Consider the following 20,843-nt stretch of genomic DNA (forward strand, 5'->3'; position numbering starts at 1 on the left):
CCCGATTGTCACAAGGTTACGGACAATAACAGCGGGTGTTGTTGGATTGCGGCAGGAGAGATAAATTTAAGAATCAAATCGGGATCACAAATGTTGTTTTCAGTATTGGATATAATCGGCACGATAGCTTTTGCCATTTCAGGAGCGCTTACCGCCATAGAGAAACGGTTCGATATTTTCGGGATTGCTATTATCGCGGCCGTGACGGCTATAGGTGGCGGAACATTGAGAGATATGCTTATCGGGAATACTCCGGTAATGTGGTTGCTGCATCTTGAATATCTCTACATCGTGATCGCTACCATTATTGTCACGGTCTTTTTCCGGAAGAGTTTGAATAAACTTCGGACATCCCTTTTACTGTTTGACACAATGGGGATCGGTATTTTTACGCTTATCGGGATACAAAAAGGGTTGTTAATCGGATTGCACCCCGTAGTATGTATCCTCTTGGGTACGGTGACAGCCTGTTTTGGTGGGGTGATCAGGGATACACTTTGTAACGAGGTGCCTATTATCTTTAAGAAAGAGATATATGCTACTCCCTGTATTATCGGTGGAGGTGTGTTTTTTCTGGTTCAATACATCGGATTCACCCAGGATATCGTCTATTTGGCCACCATTATATCCATTATTACCATTCGCCTTTTTGCCGTACGTTTGCATTGGTCATTGCCCGTGGTGAAACTATAGGAAGTGTCAGGACCACTAACGGCTCGACCCGTATGGACACAAATAAGCCTACAAAAAAAGCCGGCTCTCTGTCGCGAAAGCCGGCATCTATTTGATTGTTGCGGAGACAGGACTCGAACCTGTGACCTTTGGGTTATGAGCCCAACGAGCTACCAACTGCTCCACTCCGCGATCTGTTTTTTTCTTAATTGGACTGCAAAGGTAAATCTTTTTATTCAGAAAACAAAATATTCCCCGAACTTTTTTATTTGTGGCCGAAAAATCGTACTTTTGAAAAAATTTCCCCTTTATGTCAGATAGTGCAGATAGTATAGTACTTATACCTACCTACAATGAGAAAGAGAATATCGAGAACATCATCAGGGCGGTCTTCGCCCTGGGGAAGGATTTTCATATTCTGGTAATTGATGACGGATCGCCCGACGGAACGGCTTCCATCGTCCACGATTTAATATCGGAGGAGTTCAGCGGCCGCCTGTTCATTGAGGAAAGAAAAGGAAAACTCGGCTTGGGTACGGCTTATATTCATGGATTTAAGTGGGCGTTGGCTCGTGCTTACAGTTATATCTTTGAGATGGATGCCGATTTTTCACACAATCCCGAAGATCTTCCCAAGTTATACTCCGCCTGTCACGACGAAGGATACGATGTTTCCGTCGGATCAAGGTACTGCACCGGCGTGAACGTGGTGAACTGGCCGATGGGGCGTGTGCTGATGTCTTTCTTTGCATCCAAATACGTGCGTTTTGTTACCCGGCTGAATGTGAAAGATACGACTGCCGGTTTTGTCTGTTACCGGAGAAAAGTATTGGAAACCATTGATCTTGACCGTGTCAAGTTCAAAGGATATGCGTTTCAGATTGAAATGAAATATACGGCACATGTGCTCGGATTCAGGATCAAAGAGGTGTCGGTGATCTTTGTGAACAGGAGGCTCGGTGCCTCAAAAATGAATTCGAGCATTTTCGGCGAGGCATTTTTCGGTGTGATCGATCTGCGCTGGCGTAAAATTACCGGGAAAATAAAACCCCATCCCGAACGAATGGCCCACACATCATGATTCTTATCCACAAAGCTACCATAATCAATGAGGGAAGCAGCTTTCCCGGATCCCTGCTTCTGGAAGGTGATCGTATTTCCCGTGTTTTCAGGGAAGAAGTGCCGGAAGCGGTATTGAATGCTTGTCGCGAGGTGATCGATGCCCGCGGTTTGTGGCTGATGCCGGGTGTGATCGACGACCAGGTGCATTTCCGGGACCCGGGATTGACCCATAAAGGAGATATTCACACGGAAAGCCGCGCGGCGGTGGCGGGAGGAGTGACCTCCTATATGGAAATGCCCAATACCCATCCGCAGACGGTCACATGGGACGCCCTTTGCCAAAAGATGGAGCTGGCTGCCCGAAAATCGGTCGCCAATTTCTCATTTTACCTGGGAGCTACCAATGATAATATGGCGGAACTGAGAAAAGCGGATCTTAAAAAGATTTGCGGAGTGAAAGTCTTTATGGGTTCTTCCACCGGAAATATGCTGGTTGATAACGATAAAGCCCTCCAACGGATCTTTGCCGAAGTCGATACGCTGATCGCTACCCATTGTGAGAAAGAAGAGATCATCCGGAAAAATATCGATACTTATAAAAAAGAGCACGGAGAGTTTATTCCCGTCAAATATCATCCGCTGATCCGCAGTGCGGAAGCATGTTATCAATCGTCGGCACATGCCGTGGAACTGGCTGACAAATATGGTGCAAAGCTGCATGTGCTGCATCTCTCCACTGCCCGCGAACTGAGCCTTTTTGATACGAAACCGTTGGGAGAGAAGAAGATCACGGCGGAAGCATGCGTGCATCATCTCTGGTTTTCCGATGGTGATTATGAAAGGCTGGGGACACGGATCAAGTGGAATCCTGCCATAAAGACAGCGGAAGACAGGGATGCCTTGCGGGAAGGATTGAAAACCGGTAAGCTCGATGTGGTGGCTACCGATCATGCGCCCCACTTGTTGAGCGAGAAAGAGGGTGGGGCGTTGCAGGCGGCCTCAGGAGGGCCGCTGGTGCAACATTCGCTTCAGGTGATGCTTGAGCTGGCGAGAAAAGGACTCTATACCAAGGAGCTGGTGGCGGAAAAGATGTGTCATGCGCCGGCGCAACTCTTTCAGGTGCACAAAAGAGGTTATATCAGAGAAGGTTATTATGCTGACCTTGTACTGATAGATCCTTCCACGCCATATACCGTCACTCCGGAAACCCTTTTCTACAAATGCGGCTGGTCGCCTTTTGAAGGTGAGACCTTTGGTTGTTCCATCCATGCCACTTTTGTCAACGGCAATATTGTTTACCGGAACGGGGTTGTGACCGAAGGTCTGTTTGGAAAAGCGCTTGAATTCGACAAGTGAGAAAACATTCAAACAAGTTTGTCTTTTCTCCCGGCTTTCACTATTTTTGTACTGAAGTTCCTATTTAAAAATCTTGACGAGTGAGGTTTCTGTTTACTGTGCAGGGTGAGGGGAGAGGCCATTTTACACAGGCACTTTCCCTGGCTGCCGTACTTCGTAAGCATGGCCACGAGGTGGTTGCCGTGCTGATCGGGAAAAGTGATTCCAGGCAAATCCCCGCTTTCTTCATCGACAAGATCGGAGCGCCCCTCTTTGAGTTTGATAGTCCCAGTTTCACCTCCTTCTATAAGCAGAAACGTCCCAATATCCTGGTCAGCATGGCGAATAATATCTCCCGCCCGTTTGTCTTCAAGGACAGCCTGCAATTTATCAAACACAAAATTGAGGAGTTGAAACCCGATAGGGTGATCAATTTCTATGAGATGATCACCGGTATGGCGTATGGTGTCTACCGTTTCGACAAGAGAATGGGAATAGAGATGATTACCATCGCGCACCAGTATGTCTTGCTCAATCCCCATTATAAGACGACTGCCGAACAGGACGTGAAATTCTATTTTCTTCGAATGCTTTCCAAAATCACTTCTACACGGGCATCTAAGATTTTGGCTCTCTCTTTCAGGGATATGCCGGGCTCGAAAAAGAATAGGATTGTCACCGTTCCTCCTTTATTGCGGTCCGAGGTATTTGAAGTGGAACCTGCCAAAGGTGATTATATTCACGGTTATATGCTGAATGCCGGTTACTTCGACGAGCTGTTGGAGTGGCACACACAACATCCCGCCATTCCTTTGCGTTTTTTTTGGGATAAGAAAGATGCGGAAGAGGTGACGCTTGTCGACGATAACTTCTCGTTGCATAAGTTGAACGACAAGAGTTTTTTGCAAAGTATGGCCGGCTGTATGGGATATGCTACCACCTCGGGGTTTGAATCTCTATGCGAAGCGCTTTATTACCGGAAACCCGCCCTTATGGTGCCCGTTCATGTGGAGCAGGAGTTCAACGCCTACGACGCGAGCCTCTCGGGTGTGGGTGTTTCGGCCAAGAAGTTCAAATTGAGCAAGTTGATCGAATTTATACCCCACTATGCACCCGATGAGCATTTCAGGGAATGGGTTCACCAGGCAGAAGAGCGGTTTATCCGCGAGATTGCAGACCCCAAGAACAAAGATTAATTCAATTTGTATGGGTTTGTTTGATACTGCTTTCCACTTGTAGCTGATCCCTTAGTATTTTATTTTCTTCCTTCAGGTCACTAATCTCTTTTTCATGCTGAATTAGGTAAATGGGTCATCATTCAAAGCAAGAATTAAACAATGAGCAATAACAGCAAAATATCCATCCGTTTTTTCAACGACTGCGAAGTTCGTGCCGTTTGGGACGAGGAAAACAACAAATGGTGGTTTAATGTTGTAGATATAGTTGCTGTACTTTACGGTCAAGAAGACTATACAAAGGCAAGTAATTATTGGCGCTGGTTGAAGCGCAAATTTATCAAAGAACAAAATCAACTTGTGAGTGCCACTCACAGTTTCAAATTCACGGCACGAGATGGGAAGAAACGTTCAGCCGACACTCTTGATAGTGAAGGGGTTATTGCATTGGCGAAGCATTTCCCAAACACCAAAGCAGTAGAATTTCTTGATTGGTTCACGTATAGCGATAATAGCATTGACGGACAAAGCAAGAAAAAAGCATATTCCTTTTTTGAAAATAACTTGATTGCTAATGAAGAAATCGGCACAACCAAAAGCCTACAACAAATCCACGCCTACCTTTTCGGCGGACTTTACGACTTTGCCGGACAGATAAGACAAAAGAATATTTCGAAAGGCGGTTTTCAATTTGCCGTGGCGCACTTTTTAGGCAACACGTTGAGACAAATTGAGCAGATGCCCGAAAACAATTTCGAGGAAATTGTAGATAAATACATTGAGATGAACCTTGCGCATCCGTTTATGGAAGGCAACGGACGCAGTACCCGAATTTGGTTGGATTTGATTCTTAAAAAACGATTGGAACGACGCGTGGATTGGAGTAAAATCAGCAAAAAAGATTACCTGAACGCTATGGTTAAAAGTTCCACAAACAGCGTCCAGTTAAAAGAATTACTTCGCAATGCCCTTACGGATGAAATAAACAGTCGCGAAATGTTTATGAAAGGCATAGACTACTCGTATTATTACGAGGAAAATGAATGATTAAAGTGTCCTTTTTCAAACTTTAAAAGTTGAGTGAAGGGGGAATAGAATCATCCGAAGAGGCCCATTGTTTGTTAGGTGTATTTCCCATTTCAAAGATTAGTTTGCCACCACGGATAATATCATTGTGGTGAATATAACTTTTATTATAAGGCTCTCCATTGAATGTGGCAGATTGAATGTAAATATTTTCCTTATTGAAATTATCCGCCTGAATGATAAACTTCTTACCATCCTCCATCGTTATTGAACTTTTTTCAAACGACGGACTTCCTATTACATAATAAGGCGTTCCCGGACAAACAGGATAAAACCCCAGCATACTAAATACCAGCCATGCGGACATCTGTCCGGCATCTTCATTACCGGATAATCCATCTGGACTTATAAGATATTCATTTTCAATGATTTCGTGGATCCATTTTTGAGTTTTCCAAGGTTCCTGCACATATGCATAAAGATAAGCAATATGATGTCCGGGCTCATTTCCATGCCAATAATGACCACCTTCGAAAAATTTGTCGAGTTGGTTTGTAAATCGTTTTTTTCCTCCTATATGGTCTATAAGACCTGCCACATCCTGCGGTACATACCATGTGTAATGATAGGGTGTTCCTTCACAGATAAACGGGGCGAAGGCAAAAGGGTTGAAAGGTTCGATCCAACGTCCGTCACTATGGCGACCGCGGGCATATCCTGTTTCAGGATCAATTACATTTTTGTAATTAAGCGCCCTTTCTTTAAGTTGAGTGTAATCATTTGCCTTATTTAATTTTTTAGCCACTTGTGATAAGACAAAGTCATCATAAGCATATTCCAATGTTCTTGATACCTGTTCTTGTTTATGGAATGCGTCTTTTACCGGATCTTCCAGGGGTATGTAATTATGTTTCAGATAGGATTCCATTGCCCGTCTGCCTTTTCCATCGCGGTAACTTGTTGAATCTGTATTAATGTCAAAAGCATTTTTGCGCATAACCTCATATGCTTCTTCATAATCAAATCCGGGTGTGTCTTTTATGATGGCATCACCAATCATAGAAATGCAATGATCACCAATCATGGCGGCTGTATAGCTATTCCATGACGGAAAGATAGGCAGCCATCCGCCTTGCTTGGCTTTCAGAACAAGAGAATTGGCCATGTGTCCGTTACGGGTTGGATGAAGGAGGGAAAATAATGGATGTACGGCACGATAAGTGTCCCATTGTGAAAAATCGCAATAATACTCCCCATCTTCTATCGTCAAAATCGATTCTGCGCCATCAAATTTCGGGTAAGTCCCATCGACATCACTAAATACGCGTGGAAGAAAATGAGTTTCATATAAAGCGGTGTAAAATTTTATTTTATTCTCGTGAATGTTGCTTTCTATTTCAATTTTCCCTAATGTTTTATTCCAAATATCTGAAGATTGCTGCCTGACACTATTAAAATCCCAATGCGGAATTTCAGCCTGGAGATTTTTTCTCGCATTTTCAATATTGGTAAAAGATGTTCCGATCTTTACTCCGATTTTTTTTGATTTTGAGGTGGAGAGCTTAATCCATGCTCCAATAGGATAATCATCTCCCTTGGCTTCCCTTTTTCCTTTATGACTATTTTTCCCCTCCCATATTCCGAACTCTTCAATATCATCATTCAACTGGATTACAAAGTGACCCGAAAAACCAGCGGGCATACCATATCCCTGATATATCCTGTGAACCGGGTTATATCCTATAATTTCTTTTTTCTCAGGATTTATTTTGATATAAGCTAATCCCTCATCACTGTTGGGTTCAATAACAATATAATGGTTTCCTTCTTGCCTGAAGTCAAATTGCATAATTCCGGAACGCGATAATCCTGTGATTTCTGCTTTAATATTATAATCTTTCAGCTCTACAGAATAATACGAGGGAGTAGCAGTTTCATCTTCATGTGAGAAAGCCGATGCTCGTGCGGCCGGATCAAGTTCAAGAATATTATTCAGGGGCATAATGGTTACGCTTCCATAATCCTGGGTACAAGATCCATTCATCCAGTGACTGGCTCTGAAGCCCTGGAAATGGGATTGAAAATAATAATAGGGTGGATGGCATTTCTGTTCCGTTGCCTGCGTTTGAGCAACCCAGTTTGTCATTGCGTGAGGAACTCCCACCGCAGGAGTTACCTGCCCTCGTTCCTCGGTAGAATTTTTATCTTTTCCCTCTACAACTCTTGCATCTGTTCCGATAAGCGGATTTACATAATTTTCAAATTGTTGAGAATTTGAAAACTGTGAAATGGATAAATAAAAGATTGCTATAAATAAGATTCTTATTTTCATGTGATTATTTTATTTCGGCATATGGAATTTTTGATTTGCAAAATATTCATTCCCTTGGGGTGTGTAATGATTCTTGTAAACATTTCGGTTTCATTTAATTATAATGAATTTATGATCAATTCTATTCAGGAGAAATTGCCAATATAGTTAATTATTGGCAATTTCTGCCGTATTATTTGGTGAAGATAGAAAATATGGCGGATATGACTAATAAAAAAATACTATTATTTAGGTTCTATTCTATAATCATTTTGAGTTAACTTAGGATTTACATCAATCTGTTTTTGAGGAATTGGGCAAATAAGATTTGTTTCATTTAAGGAAAAACCTTTACTCTTCATTACTTCAACAGCCCGACCAGTCCGGATTAAGTCGAACCAGCGATGGTTCTCAAAAGCTAATTCCACCCGGCGTTCTTGTTCAATCAACAAAATGAATTCTTCCTTGCTGGCCGTATATAAATCTACAGGACTAGATTCTGTCGTCTGGTAACCAAATCCGCGTCTTCTGGTCATATTCAGATAATTGCACGCCTGGGCGGTTTTTCCATTCATATTAAGAGCTTCTGCATACATTAATACCACATCAGAATATCGTATTACAGGATAATTGTTGCTTGCATCGTTATTCTGATAAGGGACATCCATGAATTTGCTGATATAACGGGAGTCTACCCACTCACCGTCCTTGCGGTTATCATAATACCCTAAAGCCATTGAAAAATCGCGACGCAAATCACCTTCCTCAAAAGCATTATAAATATCCATTTCCGGGATATTATTTCCTCCGGTACTTCCTACTGCAACAACATTCGTCCCGGAGTTCTCAGGAGCAAAATTATTGGCAAAGTTTGAACCTTCACCGTATCCTCCTTTCAGATATTGTATCTCAAACACACCTTCTCTGCTGTTATGATTTACAGGACTAAAAACACTTTTGTATCCGTCGATATTCAGGCTGCCGGCTGTATTTTCCAAAAGGGCATAGATGCCACTATTTATCACTTCACCCAAAACTAACTCTGCTTCTTCATATCGGTGTAAAGTCAGGTAAATCTCTCCTAAAAGAGCTTTGGCCGCACCTTTTGTGGCACGTCCGCTTTCTTCCGGAGGATAAGAATCGGAAAGATTTTGTGCCGCTTCTTTTAAGTCTGCAATTATTTGATTATAAATATTCTCTTTCAAATCCCTTGAATAATCATAGGCTTCACTAATGGTTATTTCTTTTAGTACAAGTGGGACATCTCCATACACACGAACAAGATTGAAATACATCAATGAACGAATAAATTTACACTCTAACTTATATTGTGTTGCAAGTGCTTCATTCATATCAATACCATCAATTCTTCCCAGTACCGTATTGGCCCTGTTGATCACATTGTAGGCTGCAGCCCAAAAACTGCTTATATAACTATTTTGGGTGTCAATATAGAACTGATCGAATTCATTTTGACTAGTAACTGAACCGGAAAGTTGGTTGCGTGTGTTGTCAGAAGGAATTTCAGCAAACACGTACCAATTACCATAAATATCCGATTCTTGTAATCCGGAATAAATCCCATTTACTGCGGATGTTATATCATCGGCGGTCTTATAGAAATCATTTTCACTTAAATCTGTTAAAGGATTCAATTCTAAAAAATCACTGCAAGACCACAACAAGAAAATTGTCAGGACAAAGTTTAGAATAGTATATTTTAGTTTCATATGAATTATTTTATTGTTTTATTTCGGTATATGGAACCTTTGATGTGCAAAATATTCACTAAAGTTAGATATTTGAGTCGCCTTCGCTCCTCGATTTTCAATTGAGTCGCCTTCGCTCCTCGATTTTCAATTGAGTCGCCTTCGCTCCTCGATTTTCAATTCCTCGCTATGGCATAGTCCAAACAAGTTTGTCCTTTGCTCATTGAACTTATCGGAAATACTCATTCCCTTGGGATGTGTAATGATTCTTGTAAACATGTCGGTTTCATATTCCATGAACTTTTAGAATGTTAAATTAATTCCAAGCATGTAAGTGCGGTATAATGGATACATACCGTAATCAGTTCCCGGAGCTGTCACATTATCTTCCCTAAAACTTGTTTCAGGATTATAACCGCTATAATTGGTTATGGTAAAAAGATTTTGTGCTGCAATATATATTCTCGTGTGCTGTAAATGATATTTTTTTGTAACTAAAGAAGGAAGAGTATAACCAAAAGAAAGGTTATTTAATCTAAGGAAACTTCCATCTTCAACCCAGCGGGAGGAAATGGCATTATTTTGACCGGTTGGCTGTGAATTGGCCCTGGGAATTAATCCATTACCAGGATTGCTCACGGATTGCCAGCGATTAAGCATTTCCCGCAACTGATTTTGATTTCCCTCACCCTGAGTATAAAAACGCCGTCCTAAGTGTAACACCTCATTTCCTACCACGCCTTGTAATGAGAAACTTGCATCGAAATTACCAAAAGAGAAGCTATTTATTAATCCCCAAGTGAAATCAGGCATATTATTGCCCAGGATTGTTCTGTCATCGGCATTCATTTCGCCATCTTCATTCACATCCTCAAATTTGACATCTCCCACCCGTGTATTCGAAAAATGAGGATATTTATCCAACTCTTCCTCAGTCATGAAAATACCAATCATCCTGTATCCGTAAAAAGCACCAATAGGTTTGCCAATCATGGTAATATGAGTAGTTCCTGCGCCTCCATCGCCAAAGACAGGATCTCCTGTCGGACCTAAGGCTAATACTTTGTTTCTGTTAATAGATAAATTTCCAGAAATATCCCATGTGAAGTCTCTGGAATTGAAAGGAATTCCTGTGACAGTGATTTCAACCCCTCTATTTCTCATTTTACCGATGTTTTGCATTGCATTGCTGAATCCTGTAATGGTGGGGATATCAACATTCATCAGCAAATCTGTGGTTAACCGGTTGTAATAGTCGACAAATAAAGACAACCGGTTATTGAAAGTCGATACATCTATTCCGATATCTGTTTGACGGGTCTTTTCCCATGTCAAATCAAGATTTGAGAAACTTCTTTTTGAAGCTCCATTCACAATATTTCCCGTCCCTGTTCCCAAAACATAATTTGAGTTTTGCATTATACCTATCGCTGCATAATCTCCAATATTATTGTTACCGGTAGTACCATAACTCGCGCGTATTTTCAAATCTGTCAACCAACTTGCATCTTTCATGAAATTCTCCTGAGAAATTCTCCATGCAACTGATGCGGAAGGGAAATATCCATATCTGTTGTTACTTCCAAATCTGGAAGAACCATCAGCACGAATTGACGCGGTGAAATAGTATTTATTATCATACCGATAATTTGCGCGGGCTAAATAAGAGAGTAATGTCCAGGAAGCACGGGATGAGGTGCTACTTTTTACTGTAGCATTATTAATCGTCTGAATCTTATCGTTAGGGAAATCAGAACCGTTTGCCTGTGTGTATCTGTATAGATTTTTCTGGGCGGTGATTCCAGCAAGGGCATCAACTTCATGTTTATCCCAGTTGCCGAAATAGGTGATTGTGTTTTCGTTCAACCAGTTGAGGGTCTCGTATGAAGTTTCAGTGGCACTCCTTTTGGTAGAAGGCAATGGGGCTATATTACCATTGTCGGGAATAGTGGATGGCCTAAAGTATTCATTCCTGTATTCCCTGATATCTGTCCCGATTGTTGATTTGATTTGTAAATTTTTCAAGGGACTAATTTCGACATATCCGTTTGTAAATAAACTTAAATTTGTATTATAATTACGTATGTGCGTTAATGCAACGGCGTTTGGTACTCCGGTCAATCCGTCACTTGCTACTGCATACATCGCTTGTGATGCCCAACTCCCGTCTTCATTTCTCACGGGTACGGCGGGGCTTGTCGCCAAGGCGGCATTCACAACTCCATCACTGGCCCAATGTCCTTGTGTTGTCTTATTTGCATTATTATATGAGGGCGCCACATTAATACCCACTTTCAGCCAGTTATTTAATTCACTGTCAATTTTTGCCCTTGCCGAGTACCGTTTGTAATTACTATTGATAATAATACCTTCCTGATCAAAATACCCAAGTGAAAATAAGAATTTTGATTTTTCACTTCCTCCGGATACGGAGAGTTGATAATTCTGGACAGGTGATGTTCTGAATATTTCATCTTGCCAATCAGTCCCCGCTCCTAATGAAGCAACATACGAGGCATCGTCATAGAAAGCAGGATATCTATAACGATATCCGGAAGGACGACTCCCCACCGGATCATTAATTGAGGCATTGGGGAAATCATCAAGATAGTGATTGTTGAATGCTTCACGGCTAAATTCAATAAATTCTTGGGCATCCATCAAGTCCAGTTTTTTTGTTACATCCTGCATCCCCCAATACATATCGAGTGATACGTTTGTACGACCCTGTTTTCCTGATTTTGTGGTGACGAGAACAACTCCATTTGCTGCCCGTGAACCATAAATTGCCGCTGCGGATGCATCTTTTAAGACTTCGATTGATTCGATGTCATTGGGATTTACCATATTTAAATTTTGTTCTCCAAGCGGATACCCGTCAACTACATACAGAGGCGCGCTGGATGCGGTGATTGAACCGGAACCCCTAACTCTTATGGTGGCGGATTGACCAGGCTGTCCCCCTACTTGCTGTATCTGTACTCCGGCTAATTTTCCAGCCATCGCTTCAGTTGGATGAGAGACTCTCAAATCTTTAAATGATTTATTGCCCAATTGTGCCACCGAACCTGTTAAATCCTTTTTTCTTACAATACCATACCCAATGACAACTAATTCCTCAAGAGATTCCATATCCTCCTGTAATACAATATTTATGGTTGTTTTGCCTACAGAGGAGACATCTTGTGTTACGTACCCGATATACGAAATACGAAGGGTGGCATCTTCTTCCACACTTAACGAAAAGTTTCCATCTACATCGGTTACGGTACCATTGGTTGTGCTTTGTTCCACAATATTGGCACCGATAATCGGCTCTCCTTGCACATCGGTAACTTTTCCCGTAATTGTCTTCTTTGTCTGTTGTTGAGGTTGAAGCGATCGAGCCGGGGCCATTTCCTTCCGTTTATTGATCAGGATATACCGGTCGTTGATCTTGTATTCATAGATAGCGGGAAGCGCTTGCTCCAACACAGTTTTAATGTCTGCATTTTTTGCTTTGACACTCACTTTCACCGATGTGTTTACCTGATCGTTGTTATAGAAGAATTCAAATTCGCTTTGCCGGCGGATAGCATCGAAGACCTCTTCCAGTTCCACATTCCTGAGATCCAGATCCAACGATGTAATCTGGGCGTAGGTCTGTCCGGCCCACACTAAATTGGAACTCAACAGCAAAAAGAAAAAAACCAGTTTCATGATACAAAATAGTTTTTTTAATTCCCGCAGGGGGAATTTTTGTTTAAGTCTCTTTTTTTTCATACGATTAATTAATTTTTTCTTGTGGGTGTATGGAACCTTTGATATTTAAAATAATCCTTTCCTTCGGATGTTGAATGATTATTTTAAATATGTCGGTTTCATACATTTGAGCGCTTTAAATGAATTGTTGATTGATAATTTTAAAAAGGTAACAGTTTTTTTAATGCACCACACTGCCCGAAAGGCCTAAGATCGGACAGTCTTTTATCTTATTTGTACAGGATTATTTTATCTCCTTCAGATTTGTATTGGATATCTGTAACCGCCTGTATCTGATCCAGCAGATAATTAAGCGGCCTTGCTTTCTCGGCGCTTCCGGTAAACCGCATTTTCCCTATCTCCGGGCTTTCATAGATGATCCTGAAGTCATACCATCTTTCCAATTGGGCAAATATTTCGGTTAAGGGCTGGTTCCTGAACACGAACTCTCCTTTTACCCAGGCTGTGTAAATATCCGTATTTACCTGCCGGACGGATATTTCGTCGGATGATTTATCCAGCCGGAAATTGTGCGCGGGTTGTAGCAAAAAGGGTTCCTGGTTTTCAGGCAAACGGATACGGATGCTGCCTTCCACTAAGGTGGCATTGACATACGGATTTGTCTGGTATGCGTTGATATTGAACGAGGTTCCCATCACTTCGATAGTAAGATCCGGAGTCTGTATAATAAATGGTTTCCCGTCTTTTTTGACTTCAAAATAAGCTTCGCCCGACAACTCCACGTGGCGGGTGTCCCCTTCAAAATAAGAGGGAAATGTCAATTGCGACTCTGAATTAAGAAAGACTTTAGATCCATCTGACAATATCAGTTCATATTCACCGCATTTAGGTACATATATTGTTTGGTGTTCTATTCTCTTTTTAAAAGGTGTTGTCTTTTGGAAACTTATAACCCCTTCGCTATTATTTGAAATAATGGTGCCATCCTCTTTTCTCACTTCAAAAGATTCGGACAGGTCGATCTTTTCACCTTGCATTGAGAGAAGATATGCTTTTTTAGACCCAGGATCAAAAATATTTTTTTCCACTTTTTTGGGGAGCCTGTCTTCCTGAAAGCTGAAATAATTTAGTGCCATAATAAATAGCGCGATGACTGCGGCAGAAGAAACAGCGTATTTAAACCCTTTTTTTTGATATAAGGGCGTTTTCCTCTCGATATTCAGGCAGAGCTTACCGGAAATAGTATTGAAAACCTTATCCTTATCAAATAGTTCGTCATTTTCTCTTCCTTCTTTTAATGATCGGTAAAGCTTTCTGTTTTCTGTATCTTCATTAAGCCAATGTTGAAAATGTCTGTCATCTTCAGGTATCTCTTCACTTAATACCTTTAATAACAGTTTCCATTTATCAATGACGTTTTTTTCTATCTTCAACATATTGCTTGCTTGTTTACCCTATAACACAACGATTTTTAAAAAGTATTATTTACATCCCGAATCTTTATCCTATTTTTTCTTTTAAAATCCGATAAGCCTTGGATACCTGCACTTTAACAGTATTGACGGAGATGCCCAACAAATCGGCCACCTCGACGTATTTCTTCTTTTCCAGGGTTGTCATCACAAATATTTTTTTGCATCTGTCCGGTAATTCGTCAATGGCTTTCAGGAGTAACCTTTTCAATTCTTCAATATCTTCGTCGTGCACATCGTCGTCAATCAGATCTATTGTGATTTCATAACCGTACACGAAACGTTTATTATCCCTGAGGTAATTCAATGACGCGTTGAAAACGGATTTATAAGCGTAGGCTTTAAAAGAACATTTGTCAGGTAGTATATCCCTCTTTTCCCAGCAACGGATAAAAAAATCCTGTACGATATCGGCCGATGCCGGGGAGTCGCCGGTTATGTTGTATGCCCAGACGAAAAGCCTGTCGCTATAGCGATAGAAGATCTTCTTAAAGGCTTCTTCATCACCGGTCTTTAATTTTTTTATCAACTTGTTCTCTTCGTTTTTCATACGATTAAAATTATTTATTTTAAAGGTATCGTATGGAACTCGCTTTTAATCGTGTTCTTGTGTGAGAACAATTATCATGCTCGTTTCATATGACTAAAATATTTATTCTCAAAGGTATCGTATGGAGCTCGCTTTGATCATGTTTTTGTGAACGAACAATTCTAGTGCTCGTTTCATAGATACTTTCCGCAAAAGATATGTAAAAGGAAACACGGGTAGAAGTGAAAAGTGTTATTTTAAAATTAAATTTAACGTTTTTTAGGTGGTGGGGTGTTCCAGAGGCTTGGAACAATGTAGCATGTTCGTTTCAAAATGTCCGGAGCGGTAAATGATTATCCGGCCAAAATTTTGACTTTTCTTATGTGATCTATTAGGGTTTCATTCCCCGCTAGTTCTTTTCCAGATTACATCATCGTTTTTGAATAAATCCAGCCCTCATTGTTTGATAATTTAGAAGCTGTTTTGAATTTTTTCATCCATTGTTTTTTAGCCATTTTTTGATGGATTTGGATTTTCATTGATTGAAATGTGGCGGGCCACTTAAAAGAAATGAAAGTTCAAAGGCGCGAAAAAGGGCAAAAAACAAGATGAAAGAGTCGAAAAATAAGCGTAAAATAATTATTCGTAAAATTCAAAACAGTTTCTTAAATTAAAATCAGGGATCATTACAATCCCGCCGAATCCCTGTAGAAGTCGAGCGCTTCGAAAAGCAATTCCTTGTTCGTTGTGCGGTCGATACGCACATCCCCTATATCGCTCAACAGTGTGAAATGGATGGTGTCGCCTATATTTTTTTTGTCGTGCCGGGCTATTTCGTACAATGCCTCATAATCGTCGCAGGAGATGGGGAATGCGCCGTAGTGCTCCTGAATGAAACGGACGCTCTTTTGTAATTTTTCTTTGGGGAAACCACAGAGCCTGTATGAGAGCCAGAGTTCCACAATCATCCCCCAGGCCACGGCATAACCATGCGGCACAGGCTTCTCGCGGTTCATGGCAAAACTCTCAAAGGCATGGGCTGTGGTGTGGCCGAAATTCAATGCTTTGCGGATATTTTTTTCGTACGGATCTTTATCCACCACACCTTGCTTGATATTCACCGACCGGAAAACGAGCTCATTCAGCTTTGAAAAATCCGCCTCATGGAAAGGATAAGCAAGCACCTCTTCCCATTCCGCCGTTGAGTGGATCAACGCATGCTTGATCATCTCCGCGTATCCCGATAAAATGTCGGGGTGACCAAGTGTATGGAAAAAATCGGACGAGATGATCACAGCCTCGGAGGGATAAAAGGAGCCTATCTCATTTTTATATCCTTCGAAATTGATACCGGTCTTCCCGCCCACGGCTGCGTCCACGGCTCCGAGCAGCGTGGTGGGGATATTGATATAGCTGATGCCCCGCTTAAAGGTCGCTGCTGCAAATCCTCCCAAATCGGTGACCATGCCTCCTCCCAGATTTACCAGTAATGAATGGCGTGTCGCACCGTTTTCAGTGAGGAGTTGCCATACCCTGGTGAGGTTTTCAATGGTTTTGTTGGTATCGCCGGCAGGGATTACAATTTCTTTGGCATCGCGCATGAATGGTATGCCCGCAAGCAGGGGAAAACAACGCGTATGCGTATTTTCATCCGTGAGAATAAACAGTTTGTCGTGCCTGATGTTTTGAATGGCTTTTTCCACATCGGTTACAAGATGGTCGCTTTTGATGATTTGCTGCATAGCTTATATTTCTAATCGGTTGTTATCGGGCTTTTTATTGTCTTCAAGGCGTGATATAACTCTTCCTGGATACGCTCTCTGATGCTAAGAGTAGAAAAGCGGTTGGGACTCCTTGAAGGATTTACCCTATTGGAGAGAAAGATATAAATCATATTGTGGGTGGGGTCGACCCAGAAGCTGGTGCCGGTGAAGCCGGTGTGGCCATATACTTCGATGGGGGTTCCCGGGCTGGCCGGGCTGTATCGGCTGTTGGTGGGATCGGGTTTGTCGAATCCCAAACCGCGGCGGCTGATGCTGCTTTTCGTCGTGGTAAAGAGCCTGACCGTCTCTTCACTCAAATAACGCTCTCCTCCATATTCGCCTCCGTTAAGCCACATCTGATAGAGTTTGGCCAGGTCGTTGGCATTGGAAAAAAGACCTGCATTACCCGATATGCCGCCGAAAAGGGCGGCGCCTTCATCATGGACGTACCCCCGTACGTGTTGTTTGCGGAAAAAAGGATCATTTTCAGTCGCAGGAATTCTTTCAATGGGTATATGCTTTAACGGTTGGAAAGTAGCAGATGCTCCCAGCTTATGGTAGAAATTCTGTTTCACGTAAGTATCCAGATCGGTTCCCGACACAGACTCCACCGCTTCCTTCAAAAGCATGAAATTAAGGCAGCTGTATCGGTAACTCCCTTTCCGGCTCAACGGAGTATCGATGACCTCTTTCAACAGTTTGTCGCGCATCTCGTTGCTTGCATACAGTCCTTTGGCGACGGGAAGATGAAATTGCTCCGATTCACGCGTGGAGATCAGTTCGGGTAGGAACTTATAGTCAGTACGGCCCCAGGCTCCCGCATAACGGACATGATAGATTGCCGATTGCTTGCCGAACAGGGAACCGGAGTAGCTCTTTTCGTCAATAGCTGCGGCATAGTAAGGGATAAAAGCACTTACCCCTGTTTCATGCAACAGCAGTGAGCGTATGGTAAGATTCGCCTTGTTGCTGCCCTTAGTCTGCGAGACGAATTTACCGAGCGGATCCTGAAGGCGTATTTTTTTCTCGTCATACAATTTCATGATAGCAGGGAGGGTCGCGGTTGCCTTGGTAACCGATGCCAGGTCGTAGACTGTTTCGTCCGTCACGTCAGGGCTTTCCCCGTAATCGAATTTGCCGAACTCCCTTTCATAGATCACCACCCCGTCTTTTGCCACCAGGATCTGACATCCGGGATAGGCCCGCTGTCTGATCCCTTCCATTGCGATACTCTCTATCTCACTGAATCTTTCCGAAGCCAACCCTGTCTCTTCGGGCATGGAATAGCCCAGGCGTATCTTTTTTGTGTTAAGGCCTGTGCCTTCCTTGATAGCAGTAGTCGATACCGGAAGCTTACCACTGATACCAATTCCTCCGAAAATACCTTGGGCCACACTCATCTGCGCGAAATCAGCAGCATCGTAGCCTATGAGGGTTGCTGTGGTGTTGTTGAATGATGCTTGAAAATGATCTATCCTGTAAGGAGAGGTGAAAAATGCAAGTATGGTCTTCCGGTTTTTTGTCAGTTGTTGTAACGCTTCCGCGTCAACGGCATTGCTTGAGTGGATGGAGATAATAATCAGGTCATACTCTTTCAACGCTTTTATTTCGGAGAGTGCTGCTGTGGATTGAGCGTTGAAAGTGGTTAGGGGGGCGTATTTTTTCAGATACTTGTGGAACGTGTTGTCGGCAGGAGCACCGATGGAGACGGCGGCGATCTTTGTCTGGTCGAGTTTCCTCACCGGGATCAACTCATTCTCATTTTTGAGAAGCGTGACAGCCCCGTCATAAATCTTCCGCCGTATCCATTCTGCGGAAGGGGCATTCACTTTGTTATGAATGGTGGAAGTATTGATAGGTGTAAACTTGTTTGCACCCAGGATATATTTGTAAGACAGTATTTTCCGTACTTTTTCTTCGAGGAGTGAAGTTGGAATCGTACCCTCTTCGACTGCTTTTTTCACCGATGCGAACTCTTTTCCCTGGTTCACCACTCCTAATATGATGTCATTGCCGGCCAACAGGGCTTTTATGCTTGCTTCGGGTTGATCAGAGACGCCCTTCATGGCCATACCGTCGGTAAAAGTGAGTCCGGTGAACCCCATTTCCTTTTTGAGAAGGTGCGTGCCTACTTCAGGGGAAAGCGACGCGGGCATACCTTTTGTCTGTAATGCCGGCACGTTCAGGTGACCTGTCATCATTCCCGACAATCCGGCACGGATATACTCACGGAATGGAAAAAGTTCTATCTGTTCCAATCGTCCGCGGTTATGCGGGATAGTCGGCAATGTCTTGTGAGAGTCTTCAGAGGTGTCGCCATGACCGGGGAAATGTTTCGCTACAGACATCACGCCGTTTTCCTCCAATCCTTTTGCATAGGCAATTCCTTTCTTTGCCGTATTGAGCGGATTTTCTCCGTAGGAACGGGTACCGATAACGGGATTTTTAGGATTAGTATGGACGTCGAGAGAAGGGGAGAAATTTACATGAATACCCATTTCTCTGCATTGGCGTGCTATTTCCTTTCCATAGAGTTTCACTATCTCTTCATCCTGTATGGCTCCGATGATCATATTCCTGGGATATTTCGGGGCGTCAGTCAATCGCATGGACAAACCCCACTCACCGTCGAGGGAAATCAAAAGCGGTATGTCGGCAAGTTGTTGGGCATAATTAGTGATATCGGCCTGCTGGGCCAATGTTCCCTTTGAAAAGAGTAATCCTCCCACTTTCTGATTCCGGATATACCCCGATATTCTATCCTTCCAACCACTATTGGGTTCTACTATGGGCATAAAAAGCTGCCCAACCTTTTCGTCGAGGGTCATTTTCGTATATACCGAATCCACCCACCGGGTCATTCCCCCTTTATCCGTCTGTTCATACAGGTTGGTAGGCACCTGCGCTGACAAAAGCACCGGATATATAATAGAAATGCATAAAAAAATTGTCTTCTTCCTCATAGGTCTCTTCATAAAGCTCTCTACTTGAACTTGGAACTTGGAACTTGGAACTTGGAACTTAGAACTTGGAACTTAGAACTTAGAACTTGGAACTTGGAACTTGGAACCGGGAACTGGAAAGTGAAGAAATTTAAAAGTCTTGGTTCTTGGCTCTTGGTTCTTGGTTCTTGACTCTTGGCTCTTTGCTCTAATATTTACTTTCACTTTTAGATTCCCACTTTTCCATCTTTCCATCTTTCCACCTTTCCACCATTTCACCATTTCACCATTTCACCGCTTTGTTTTCTCCAATTTCACATCTATTCTCCCTACATAGATTCCTCGACCGCTGGTCTGGTAAATCATTACCTCCTTATCATCCAGGTTTTTGCGTATTTCCGGCTCTTTCATATAAGTGTGGCTGTGCCCGCCAATGATCAGGTCGATATTTCGGGTTGATTCCGCTAATATGAGATCCTGCGGGTAACCCAGGTGGGAGAGGCAAATCACCATGTCGCATTTATGTTGTGACCGGAGTTGTTCGGCCAATTGGTTGGCTGTCTTCACCGGATCAAGGAATTCCATTCCCTTATAATTCTCTGCGGCGATCAATCCCCGGGGACGCACGCAGATACCGATGACCCCTATACGAACGCCATCTTTTTTCAGGATAATATAGGGCTTGACGAGTCCTGCCAATGCTGTCCGGGAAAAATCGTAATTGCTGGAGACAATGGGGAAATCGGCTTTACGTACCACCTCTTCGAGCACTTCCATCCCGTAATCGAACTCATGGTTACCCAGCGTGGCGGCATCATACTTCATCAGGTTCATTGCTTTCACTTCCACTTCTCCTTTGAAGAGGTTGAAATAGGGTGTGCCTTGCAGGAAATCACCCGCGTCGAAGAGAAGCACGTTTTTATTCTCCTTCCTGACTTTATCCAGAAAGGAGGCGCGTCGCACCACTCCTCCTTTGTCGGCAGCTGTCCCGTCAGTCTCAGGCAGAGGGTCTATTCGACTGTGGGTGTCGTTGGTGTGAAGGATCACAATCTTCTTTTGCGGGAATGCCTGAAAAGAAAGAAACAGGGAGAGGGCGAATATGACAAGTCGGTTTGTTGAATGCATGTTTTTAGAGTGAAAAGTGA

General features: G+C 42.7%; 13 protein-coding genes and 1 tRNA gene. 5 read left to right on the top strand and 9 right to left on the bottom strand.

Features of this window, described 5'->3' with window-relative positions:
- Window positions 1–90: 90 nt before the first annotated feature.
- Complete coding sequence (locus D7D25_RS13210) at window positions 91–693, top strand: trimeric intracellular cation channel family protein (protein WP_122969421.1); 603 nt, start codon at window positions 91–93, stop codon at window positions 691–693.
- A 98-nt stretch (window positions 694–791) separates the two neighbouring features.
- Here the strand turns inward: D7D25_RS13210 and D7D25_RS13215 are convergent.
- Window positions 792–864, bottom strand: a tRNA-Met gene (locus tag D7D25_RS13215).
- 118 nt (window positions 865–982) lie between these two features.
- Between D7D25_RS13215 and D7D25_RS13220 the strand changes: the two genes are divergently transcribed.
- From D7D25_RS13220 to fic, 4 genes are all read left to right on the top strand, one after another.
- Window positions 983–1,753: a polyprenol monophosphomannose synthase gene (locus D7D25_RS13220; protein ID WP_122969422.1), complete on the top strand. Its 771-nt coding sequence runs from the start codon at window positions 983–985 to the stop codon at window positions 1,751–1,753.
- The gene (locus D7D25_RS13225) at window positions 1,750–3,090 is read left to right on the top strand and encodes a dihydroorotase (protein WP_122969423.1); all 1,341 of its coding nucleotides are present in this window, start codon (window positions 1,750–1,752) and stop codon (window positions 3,088–3,090) included. Before D7D25_RS13220 ends, D7D25_RS13225 begins: the two co-directional genes overlap by 4 nt.
- A gap of 80 nt (window positions 3,091–3,170) precedes the next feature.
- Window positions 3,171–4,265: a glycosyltransferase family protein gene (locus D7D25_RS13230; RefSeq protein ID WP_122969424.1), complete on the top strand. Its 1,095-nt coding sequence runs from the start codon at window positions 3,171–3,173 to the stop codon at window positions 4,263–4,265.
- Between the two features lie 141 nt (window positions 4,266–4,406).
- Window positions 4,407–5,291, top strand: a complete 885-nt coding sequence (gene fic, locus D7D25_RS13235; protein ID WP_122969425.1) for a protein adenylyltransferase Fic — start codon at window positions 4,407–4,409, stop codon at window positions 5,289–5,291.
- A gap of 22 nt (window positions 5,292–5,313) precedes the next feature.
- Here fic and D7D25_RS13240 read toward each other — a convergent pair whose 3' ends face one another.
- From D7D25_RS13240 to D7D25_RS13280, 8 genes are all read right to left on the bottom strand, one after another.
- Window positions 5,314–7,602, bottom strand: a complete 2,289-nt coding sequence (locus D7D25_RS13240) for a GH92 family glycosyl hydrolase (protein WP_122969426.1) — start codon at window positions 7,600–7,602, stop codon at window positions 5,314–5,316.
- A 224-nt stretch (window positions 7,603–7,826) separates the two neighbouring features.
- The gene (locus tag D7D25_RS13245; RefSeq protein WP_122969427.1) at window positions 7,827–9,311 is read right to left on the bottom strand and encodes a RagB/SusD family nutrient uptake outer membrane protein; all 1,485 of its coding nucleotides are present in this window, start codon (window positions 9,309–9,311) and stop codon (window positions 7,827–7,829) included.
- A 282-nt stretch (window positions 9,312–9,593) separates the two neighbouring features.
- Window positions 9,594–12,890 (bottom strand): TonB-dependent receptor, encoded by a 3,297-nt coding sequence (locus D7D25_RS13250; protein ID WP_255417306.1) that lies wholly within the window; start codon window positions 12,888–12,890, stop codon window positions 9,594–9,596.
- A gap of 371 nt (window positions 12,891–13,261) precedes the next feature.
- Window positions 13,262–14,428 carry a FecR family protein gene (locus tag D7D25_RS13255; RefSeq protein ID WP_122969428.1) on the bottom strand — a complete coding sequence of 389 codons (1,167 nt, stop codon included), beginning with the start codon at window positions 14,426–14,428 and terminating at the stop codon, window positions 13,262–13,264.
- A 64-nt stretch (window positions 14,429–14,492) separates the two neighbouring features.
- Entirely contained in the window at window positions 14,493–15,014 is a 522-nt protein-coding gene (locus D7D25_RS13260; protein ID WP_122969429.1) for an RNA polymerase sigma factor, read from the bottom strand.
- A 665-nt stretch (window positions 15,015–15,679) separates the two neighbouring features.
- Entirely contained in the window at window positions 15,680–16,735 is a 1,056-nt protein-coding gene (aroB, locus tag D7D25_RS13265) for a 3-dehydroquinate synthase (RefSeq protein WP_122969430.1), read from the bottom strand.
- 11 nt (window positions 16,736–16,746) lie between these two features.
- Entirely contained in the window at window positions 16,747–19,719 is a 2,973-nt protein-coding gene (locus D7D25_RS13270) for a glycoside hydrolase family 3 N-terminal domain-containing protein (protein WP_122969431.1), read from the bottom strand.
- 270 nt (window positions 19,720–19,989) lie between these two features.
- Window positions 19,990–20,823 carry a bifunctional UDP-sugar hydrolase/5'-nucleotidase gene (locus D7D25_RS13280; RefSeq protein ID WP_122969433.1) on the bottom strand — a complete coding sequence of 278 codons (834 nt, stop codon included), beginning with the start codon at window positions 20,821–20,823 and terminating at the stop codon, window positions 19,990–19,992.
- Between the last annotated feature and the right edge of the window lie 20 nt (window positions 20,824–20,843).

The sequence above is a fragment of the Proteiniphilum sp. X52 genome, from assembly GCF_003712195.1.
GTDB lineage: Bacteria > Bacteroidota > Bacteroidia > Bacteroidales > Dysgonomonadaceae > Proteiniphilum.